Consider the following 9,102-nt stretch of genomic DNA (forward strand, 5'->3'; position numbering starts at 1 on the left):
GTTCAGTTTGGCGCGCGACCATTGCAATAATTGGAAAACCACACCAGCCGCGACGCAGACCCACCAGTCACTCGATGAACAAGGTACCTGCCAAAACTTAACTCAAACTGAATCAACCGCTCTATCTCGCGGGTTTCAGCGATGTCAAAACGCGACCACCCTGGCTGGGCAGTGCGCGCATTTGTATCAGTCTACAACAAAGCCAGCTGCCTGCCGGGCGGACAGAACGCACTGCAATCGAGGTTGAAGCCTTCCCGTCGGTCCAGCCCCAAGCGCTTGATCGCCTTGGCAAATCGTTGCGCCAGCAGGTCGGCAAACGGCCCCTCACCGCGCATGCGTACACCGAAGCGGCTGTCATAGACTTCGCCCCCGCGCACCTGGCGTACCAGGCTCATCACATGGGCCGCCCGCTGCGGGTAATGGGCCCCCAGCCACTCCTCGAACAGCGGCGCCACCTCAAGGGGCAGGCGCAGCATCATATAGGCGGCGCTCTGCGCCCCGGCGGCATGGGCCTCGGCGAGCAGGCTTTCCAGTTCGCTGTCGTTGATCATCGGAATCATCGGCGAACACAGCACGCCTACCGGGATGCCCGCCTGACGCATCACCCGGATCGCCCGCAAACGCGCCTTGGGCGCCGCCGCACGGGGCTCCAGGATGCGCTTGAGTTCATCGTCCAGGCTGGTAAGGCTGATCATCACCGCTACCAGCCGCTGGCGGGCCAGCGCCGTGAGCAGGTCCAGGTCACGCAGGATCAACGAACCCTTGGTCACGATAGTCACCGGGTGACGATAGCGCAGCAGCACCTCCAGGGTTTGCCGGGTGATCTTGTACTCGCGCTCGATGGGCTGGTACGGGTCCGTGTTGGAACCCAGGTTAATCGGCGCACACACATAGCCGGGCTTGGACAATTGCTGCTCCAGCACCTCGGCGGCGTTGCTCTTGGCGATCAGCTTGGTTTCGAAGTCCAGGCCCGGGGACATGTCCCAATAGGCATGGCTGGGCCGCGCATAACAATAAATACAACCATGCTCACAGCCCCGGTAAGGGTTGATGGAGCGATCGAACGGCAGGTCTGGCGAGGTATTGCGGGTGATGATGGTCTTCGCCGTCTCGATACGCACTTCGGTACCCTGGGTCGGCGGCACTTCCTGATACCAACCATCGTCCTCGGCCACACTGACCGTGGGCGCGAAGCGATTGTGCAGGTTGGTGGCGGTGCCTCGCCCACGCGGCGGTAGAGGAGTGGACATGAAAGCGCCTCGATACTGTTTTTATATACAGTATAGAGGCGCAGCGTATCTGACCAGTGCCGTTGGGCGGCAAAGCCTGAATCAGTGACTCGTGGTCACTTGCCCCAGATCGTCGCCCGAGGTGCTGTGTTGATCGCTCTTGCGCAGGTCGGCGACTTCGCCGGCCTTCACCGGCGCGCCCTGGTTACCCCAACTGCCACGAATAAAGCTGACCACATCCGCCACTTCCTGATCCGACAACCGCCAGGCAAACGCCGGCATGGTGAAGGTGGATGGCGCGGCGTGAGTGGCCGGCAGGGTGCCGCCCTTCAACACAATGTTGATCAGCGACGTGGCATCTACCGTCTGCAACACCGGGTTGCCCGCCAGCGCCGGGAACACCCGGGTGTAGCCATGGCCGTCGGTACGGTGGCAGGCCGCGCAGTTGTCGATGTACACCGCGGCGCCTGGCTTGCTGTCATCGCCCTTCCACAGCGCCGCGGCCACCTGTTTGTCGTATTGGTGCGGCTGATCCTTGGGGTCGACTGCCGGCAGGCTCTTGAGGTAACGGGCGATAGCTGTCAGGTCGTCTTCAGACATGTATTGCATGCTGTGGACTACCACATCGCTCATACCGCCAAATACCGCGCTTCGATCACTGCGACCGGTCTTGAGAAACTGCACCAGCTGCTCTTCGCTCCAACTGCCCAGGCCGTCCTTGTGGTCGCCGCGCAGGCTTTTGGCGATCCAGCCTTCCAGTGGCGCACTGCCGGACAGGAACGCCGCCCCGTCCGCCGCGCTCAGGGCCTTTTCCTGCATGGTCAGGGCCCGCGGGGTATGGCAAGCGCCGCAGTGACCCAGGCCTTCCACCAGGTAGGCGCCACGGCTGATCACCGGGTCGGCATCGGCCGGGGCCTGATAGTCCGCCACCTCGGGCGCGAACATCCAGCGCCACGCCGCCAGGGGCCAGCGCATGCTCAAGGGCCAGGGAATATCACTGTCCTGGTTCGCCTGGGCGACCGGTTCCACACCTTTCATAAAGTACGCATACAGCGCCTGCATGTCGGTTTCGCTGACACGTGCATAAGACGGGTAGGGCATTGCTGGGTAAAGGGTACTGCCGCTTTTGGCGACGCCATGGCGCACGGCCTTGTCGAAGTCTTCAAAGCTGTAGTCCCCCAGGCCGGTTTTGTCCGGGGTGATGTTGGTGGAGTAAATCACGCCGATCGGGGTTTCCATCGGCAGGCCACCGGCAAACGGCTTGCCGCCCTTGGCCGTATGGCAGGCCACGCAGTCACCGGCGCGGGCCAGGTATTCGCCTTGCTTGATCAAATCGGCTTGCGCGGCGCTCACCGAGCAACTGCTGAACAAGGCCAGGGTCGCGATAACAAATGCTTTCATGTTCGTCGCTCCTTATGCCTGAACCAGCGGGCCGGGGTTTTTCAAGTACTGCTCGCGAATCGCCCGGGCCGACCAGTAGGTCAACGCCGCCACCAGGCCCGTAGGGTTGTAGCCCAGGCCTTGTGGGAAAGCAGATGCGCCCGGGACAAACACGTTGTGTACATCCCAGCACTGCAAGTAGCGGTTCAACGCGCTGGTCTTCGGGTCGGTACCCATGATCGCGCCGCCATTGAGGTGGGTGGTCTGGTAGGACGCGGTATTGAAGTGTTCGCCGACTTTTTTGCCGAGCACGGCAATCGCCTTGGGGTTCATCGCCTCAGCGATCTTGCCCATTTTCTCGACCATGAAGCGGTTCATCTTGATGTCGTTTTCCTGCCAGTCGAAGGTCATGCGCAGCAACGGCAGGCCGTAGGCATCCCGGTAAACCGGATCCAGATCGAGGTAGTTGCCCCTGTAGGACTGATGGGCGCCGTGGGCGTCCATCGACACCTGGTGGGTGTAGTAATCGGCCGTGGCGCGCTTCCACGCGCTACCCCAGGCCGGCGTGCCCGGTGGGTTGGAGGTCCCGGCAATTGGTCGACTGCCCGCCTGGTTGACCCACATCGGCGAGCCGCCGACGAAGCCATGGGGCCCATGGTCGAAGTTGTCGGCGTTGAAATCGTCCACCGCCACGCCGTTGCCGCCGGCGCCGATGAAGTTGTTGGTGTGCACGTCTTTATCGAAATAGGCCTTGATGGTGGCCATGTTCTGGTAGGCGAAGTTCTTGCCCACCACCCCTTCGCCCGTGATCGGGTCGTAGGGCTTGCCGATGCCCGAGAGCAGCATCAGGCGCACGTTGTGGAACTGGAAGGCGCCGAGAATCACCAGGTCCGCCGGTTGCTCGATCTCGCGACCCTGGGCGTCGATGTAGGTCACGCCGGTGGCCTTGCGCTTGGTGCTGTCGAGATTGACCTTGAGCACGTGGGAATTGGGCCGCAGCTCAAAGTTCGGTACCTGGCGCAACGCTGGCAGGATATTCACGTTGGGCGATGCCTTGGAGTACATGTAGCAGACATACCCACTGCAAAAACCACAGAAGTTGCACGGCCCCATCTGCGCGCCATAGGGGTTGGTGTAGGGCCCCGAGGTATTGGCCGACGGCAGGTTGTAGGGTTTGTAGCCCACATCGGCGGCAGCTTTCTGGAACAGTTGCGCCGAGTAGGTATTTTTCTGCGACTCCAGTGGGAAATGGCTGGAGCGATCCGGCGCATAAGGGTTACCGCCCTTGCCTTCACCCACCAACTGGCCTTTTACGGTCCAGGCCTGGCCGGAGGTGCCGAAGACTTTTTCGGCGTAGTCAAAGAACGGTTCCAGCTCTTCGTAGCTGACGCCGAAGTCCTGGATGGTCATGTCCTTGGGAATGAAGTTTTTCCCGTAGCGCTCTTCGTAATGGCTGCGCATGCGCAACTCGATAGGGTCCACCCGAAAATGCACGCCCGACCAGTGCAGGCCCGCGCCGCCCACGCCATTGCCCGGTAAAAACGCGCCCAACTGCCGGTTGGGCAAGGCAATGTCATTCACGCTATGGCGAATGGTCACGGTTTCCTTGGAGATGTCCTGGAAGAGTTTTTTACGCACGCTGTAGGTCAGTTCATCGATCACCTGTGGGTAGTTACCGTCCGGGTAGGTGTCCTGCATCGGGCCGCGCTCCAGCGCTACCACGTGCAAGCCTGCTTCGGTCAGTTCCTTGGCCATGATCGCGCCAGTCCAGCCAAAGCCAACGATCACTGCATCGACTTTTTTCATGATGGTCGCCACGCTTATGCCCTCTCGCCACGGATCGAAACAGCCGGGAAGGGGTATTGCTCGTTGCGTTCAACCCAATCCATGAAATCGGCGCGGGCGCCGGGGAAGCCGATCATGGTCCAGCCGACCATGCCTTTGTTGCCGCCGTGGATCGGGTCGCAGAAGAACCCCTCCTTGGTGTTTTGCAGCAACAAGTTGAAGAAAATCTTCGGTGGTACCGCCGCGAAATGCTCGCCGGTTTCCGCACCACCAGCCTCCAGGCGACGCAGCAAATCATCCTGGGTAGCGCTGTCTTGCCCGGCAAATGTTTTACCGTTGAACGCGTTCGACCAGGAATCCGTGGCAGCAATACCCAGGCGATAGATCTCCTTGGGCACCAGCTTGCTCTGCCAACCCATCTCGGGCGGCGCGTCGGCGTTGAATGGGCCTTGCATAAACCACAGGGCACCGCTGGCGTAAGGGGTGTTCATCTGGCGGTCGATGTATTGCGGCGCACCGGCTTCCAGGGCGCCTGGGCCTTGGGCATCGGCAGGAATCAAGCGCGCGACGGCGGCGTTGATAAACGCCCATTCCTCGGCGGTGAAGTAGCTGGGCTCGTAGGCCTTTTCACTGGCGGGCGCCTTGGCCGGGCTGGCTTGGGCAGGTTCAGGCGTGGCCATCAGCATCGAGCCGCCAAGGCCGGTACTGGCAACCGTGACCACCGGGATCAAGGTCAAGGATTTGCGCAAAAAGTCACGCCGGGGGTTGTCTCGATCTTGATCAGACATGGTGGCACCTCATCATGTAGTCACGGGTTTGAGCAGTCGCTTCGTGGAGCGGCTTGTCGTTTTGATAGCAATGAATAGTTACAAATGATAGCAGGCTAAGTAATGAAGGAATCGTTTCAGCCAGGAAAATCGAGAAATGCGCGCAAAAAAAATGTAGGAGCGAGCCTGCTCGCGAAAATCTCAAGGACGCAGCGTTCATCCGGAATGAACGCGTTATCGTTAACGATCTTCGCGAGCAAGCTCGCTCCTACAGTGGTTGGCGTAGCTTCTTTAGTCTTTTTTCAGCTTCGGATTAGGGAAGAACTGTACCGCCTGCACTTTGGGATCCGCGGGTGCTTTCAACGCCGAGGTATTGACCCGCGTGCCCAATTCCTTGGGCACCGACAAACCTTGGTCGTTGAGCGTGTCGGTATAGCCGCAGGCCACGCATTCGCGATGGGGCACGCTGTCTTCGGTCCACATCTTCAACTTGTCCGGTTCGCTGCACGCCGGGCACACGGCGCCGGCGATAAATTGCTTTTTGGTGATCACAGGCCCGTCACTCATGCTGCCGCGTCCTCACTCAGGCCGCTGTGGCGCAAGAGTGCGTCAATCGACGGTGCGCGTCCGCGGAAGTCGACGAACAACACCATCGGCGCCTGGGAACCACCACGGGCCAGGATCGCCTCGCGGAAGGCACGGCCGGTTTCGGCGTTAAGCACGCCGTCTTCTTCAAACTTGGAGAAGGCATCCGCCGACAACACTTCGGCCCACTTGTAGCTGTAGTACCCCGCCGCATAACCGCCGGCAAAGATATGCGCGAAGCTGTTGGGGAAGCGGTTGTAGGCGGGTGGACGCATTACGGACACTTCGTCACGAATGCCTTCGAGTACCTGGGCCACGCTGCGGCCATCGCCATGGGTGGCATGCAGCTCAAAGTCGAACAACGAGAACTCCAGTTGGCGCACCATCATCAGCCCCGACTGGAAGTTCTTCGCCGCGAGCATTTTTTGCAGCAGGTCCTGGGGCAGTGCTTCGCCGCTTTCATAGTGACCGGAAATCAGCGCCAGGCCTTCCGGCTCCCAGCACCAGTTCTCCATGAACTGGCTCGGCAACTCCACCGCATCCCAGGCCACGCCATTGATGCCGGACACGCCCGCGTGTTCGACGCGGGTCAGCAGGTGGTGCAGGCCATGGCCGAATTCGTGGAACAGGGTGGTGACTTCATCGTGGGTCAGCAGGGCAGGCTTGCCGCTGTCGGCCGGGGTGAAGTTGCACACCAGGTTGGCCACCGGGCTTTGCAGGGTACCTGCGGCGGTACGCCGGCGATCACGGGCGCCGTCCATCCACGCACCGCCACGCTTGTTGGCGCGGGCATACAGGTCGAAGAAGAAGCGGCCGACGTGTTGGCCGTTTTCCTTGATTTCGAACAGGCGAACATCCGGGTGCCAGGTATCGAAGCCTTTCTGCTCGGCGATCTCGATGCCGTACAGGCGCTGGACAATGGCAAACAGGCCACCCAGCACTTTGTCGATCGGGAAGTAGGCGCGCAGGGCTTCCTGGGACACGCTGTAGCGCTGTTCACGCAGCTTTTCGCCGTAGAAACCGCTGTCCCAGCTTTGCAGGTCGGCGCAGCCTTGCTCGGCGGCGTAGGCCTTGAGCTGCTGCAGGTCCTGGATGGCGAACGGTTTGCTGCGCTTGGCCAGGTCACGTAGGAAACTCAGTACCTGGTCGCTGGATTCGGCCATTTTGGTCGCCAGGCTCAGTTCGGAGAAGGAGGCGAAGCCGAGCAGTTGGGCCAGTTCCTGGCGCAGGTCGAGGATCTGTTCCATCACCGGACCGTTATCGTTCTGACCGGCATTCGGGCCCTGGTCCGACGCGCGGGTGCAGTAGGCCGCGTAGACTTCTTCGCGTAGCGCGCGGTCGTGGGCGTAGGTCATCACCGCGTAGTAGCTGGGGAATTCCAGGGTGATCAGCCAGCCATCGAGGCCTTTGGCCTGGGCCGCAGCAGCCATTTGCGCCTTGGCCGAATCGGTCAGGCCGGCCAGGGTGGCTTCGTCGGTGACGTGCTTGGTCCAGGCCTGGGTGGCGTCGAGCAACTGGTTGGAGAACTTGCTGCCCAGTTCGGACAATTTGCTTTGCACTTCGGCGTAGCGCTTCTGCTGCTCAGGCGGCAGGTCGATACCCGACAGACGGAAGTCGCGCAGGGCGTGCTCCAGGATGGTTTTTTGCGCCACATCAAAACCGGCGGCTTCGGGGCTGTTGGCCAGGGCTTCGAACGCCTGGAACAGCTCGCGGTTCTGGCCCATCTCGGTAGAGTAGGCGCTCAAGGCCGGCAGGCAGGCCTCGTAGGCTTGGCGCAATTCAGCGCTGTTGCATACGGCATTCAGGTGGCTGACCGGGCTCCACGCCGCGCCCAGGCGGTCGTTGAGTTCGTCCATGGCCAGGACCAGGCCGGCCCAGGTCGGATTTTTCCCCTGGCTTTGCAGGATGCCTTCGATGGCAACGCGGTTGTCGGCCAGGATCTGTTCAATGGCCGGTTGGACGTGCTCAGCACGGATCGCCGAGAACGGCGGCAGGTCGTAGGACTGCAAAAGAGGGTTGTTCGCGCTCACGGTTGGCACCTTGGCTGAAGAAACAGGTAAGACAAAGATGGGGCCATCTTAATTACAATCAACGTCCACCGCAGCTATCAACCAAACAGAGAGAGGCTATCGTGACCCTTCGCACCTATCAGAATCACACGCCAACCCTCGGCGCCGGGGCTTTCGTCGATGCTTCGGCGGTGGTGATCGGCGATGTTGAAATCGGCGCAGACAGCTCGGTCTGGCCGCTGACGGTGATTCGCGGCGACATGCACCGCATCCGCATCGGTGCCCGCACCAGCGTGCAGGATGGCTGCGTGCTGCACATTACCCACGCCGGCCCCTTCAACCCGGACGGCTTCCCGCTGCTGATCGGCGACGACGTGACCATCGCCCACAAAGTCATGCTGCATGGCTGCAGCGTCGGCAGTCGCATCCTGATCGGCATGGGCAGCATTGTGATGGACGGCGCGGTGGTTGAAGACGATGTGATCATCGGTGCCGGCAGCCTGGTGCCGCCGGGCAAAAAACTGGAAAGCGGTTTTTTGTATGTGGGTAGCCCGGCTAAACAAATCCGCGCGCTGACTGACAAGGAGCGCGCCTTTTTCACCTACAGCGCCGCGAACTACGTGAAGCTCAAGGACCTGCACCTGGCAGAAGGATTCGACCAATGACCCTGGATTACCAGACTGTCCTGTTTGACCTGGACGGCACCCTGACCGACCCACGGGAAGGTATCACCCGTTCGATCCAGTACGCCCTGGCCAAGCTGGGTATCGATGAGCCTGACCTGACCAAACTCGAGCACTTTATCGGCCCGCCGCTGCTGCAGGCCTTTATGCAGTTCTACGACTTCGACGAGGCCCGCGCGTGGGAGGCGGTGAATTTCTACCGCGAGCGCTTCAAAGTCACCGGGCTCTATGAAAACCGCGTGTTTGACGGGGTCATGCCACTCCTCGAAGAATTGAATGGCCAGGGGCGCCAGCTGTATGTGGCTACCTCCAAGCCGTGGGAATTTGCCCGGGAGATCGCCAGGCATTTCGATTTCGCCAAGCACTTCAAGGTGATCTACGGCAGTGAGCTCGACGGTACCCGTACCAACAAGGTCGAATTGATCGCCCACTTGATGCACGAAGAAGGCCTGGATCCGGCCAGCACCTTGATGATCGGCGACCGCAAGCACGACCTGATCGGCGCACGCAGCAATGGGCTGGACGCGGCGGCGGTGGGGTATGGGTTTGGTAGTGTTGAAGAGTTGAGTGCGCAGGCGCCGCGCTGGCATTTTGAGACGTTGGACGAGATGCATCAGGCGTTTTTGCGGCGGGCGTGACATGGCTATCGCGGGCAAGCCCGCTC

At 61.0% G+C, this 9,102-nt stretch carries 8 protein-coding genes; 2 read left to right on the forward strand and 6 right to left on the reverse strand.

The features are described from left to right. Positions 1-191 precede the first annotated feature (191 nt). The 6 genes from BHC62_RS16370 to prlC form a co-directional block, all read right to left on the reverse strand. On the reverse strand, positions 192-1,250 hold the full coding sequence (locus BHC62_RS16370; protein WP_070995520.1) for a PA0069 family radical SAM protein: 1,059 nt from the start codon (positions 1,248-1,250) through the stop codon (positions 192-194). Positions 1,251-1,331: 81 nt separating this feature from the next. Continuing rightward, positions 1,332-2,630 (reverse strand): cytochrome c, encoded by a 1,299-nt coding sequence (locus tag BHC62_RS16375; protein WP_070995521.1) that lies wholly within the window; start codon positions 2,628-2,630, stop codon positions 1,332-1,334. Between the two features lie 12 nt (positions 2,631-2,642). Beyond that, complete coding sequence (locus tag BHC62_RS16380) at positions 2,643-4,427, reverse strand: GMC family oxidoreductase (protein ID WP_029290295.1); 1,785 nt, start codon at positions 4,425-4,427, stop codon at positions 2,643-2,645. Between the two features lie 2 nt (positions 4,428-4,429). Further along, positions 4,430-5,182 carry a gluconate 2-dehydrogenase subunit 3 family protein gene (locus tag BHC62_RS16385; protein WP_070995522.1) on the reverse strand — a complete coding sequence of 251 codons (753 nt, stop codon included), beginning with the start codon at positions 5,180-5,182 and terminating at the stop codon, positions 4,430-4,432. Positions 5,183-5,452: 270 nt separating this feature from the next. Next, positions 5,453-5,728, reverse strand: a complete 276-nt coding sequence (locus BHC62_RS16390) for a YheV family putative zinc ribbon protein (protein WP_029290288.1) — start codon at positions 5,726-5,728, stop codon at positions 5,453-5,455. After that, positions 5,725-7,776 carry an oligopeptidase A gene (gene prlC / locus BHC62_RS16395; RefSeq protein ID WP_070995523.1) on the reverse strand — a complete coding sequence of 684 codons (2,052 nt, stop codon included), beginning with the start codon at positions 7,774-7,776 and terminating at the stop codon, positions 5,725-5,727. The genes BHC62_RS16390 and prlC overlap by 4 nt, the downstream gene beginning before the upstream one ends. A gap of 101 nt (positions 7,777-7,877) precedes the next feature. On the opposite strand from prlC, the gene BHC62_RS16400 reads away from it, so the two are divergent. Together BHC62_RS16400 and BHC62_RS16405 are read left to right on the forward strand one after the other, a co-directional pair. Then, positions 7,878-8,420 carry a gamma carbonic anhydrase family protein gene (locus tag BHC62_RS16400; protein ID WP_070995524.1) on the forward strand — a complete coding sequence of 181 codons (543 nt, stop codon included), beginning with the start codon at positions 7,878-7,880 and terminating at the stop codon, positions 8,418-8,420. Next, positions 8,417-9,076, forward strand: a complete 660-nt coding sequence (locus BHC62_RS16405; RefSeq protein ID WP_070995525.1) for an HAD family hydrolase — start codon at positions 8,417-8,419, stop codon at positions 9,074-9,076. The genes BHC62_RS16400 and BHC62_RS16405 overlap by 4 nt, the downstream gene beginning before the upstream one ends. The last annotated feature ends 26 nt before the right edge of the window (positions 9,077-9,102 follow it).

Origin of the sequence: Pseudomonas sp. 06C 126 (assembly GCF_001855215.1) — a bacterium.
In the GTDB taxonomy this organism is placed as follows: Bacteria; Pseudomonadota; Gammaproteobacteria; order Pseudomonadales; family Pseudomonadaceae; genus Aquipseudomonas; species Aquipseudomonas proteolytica.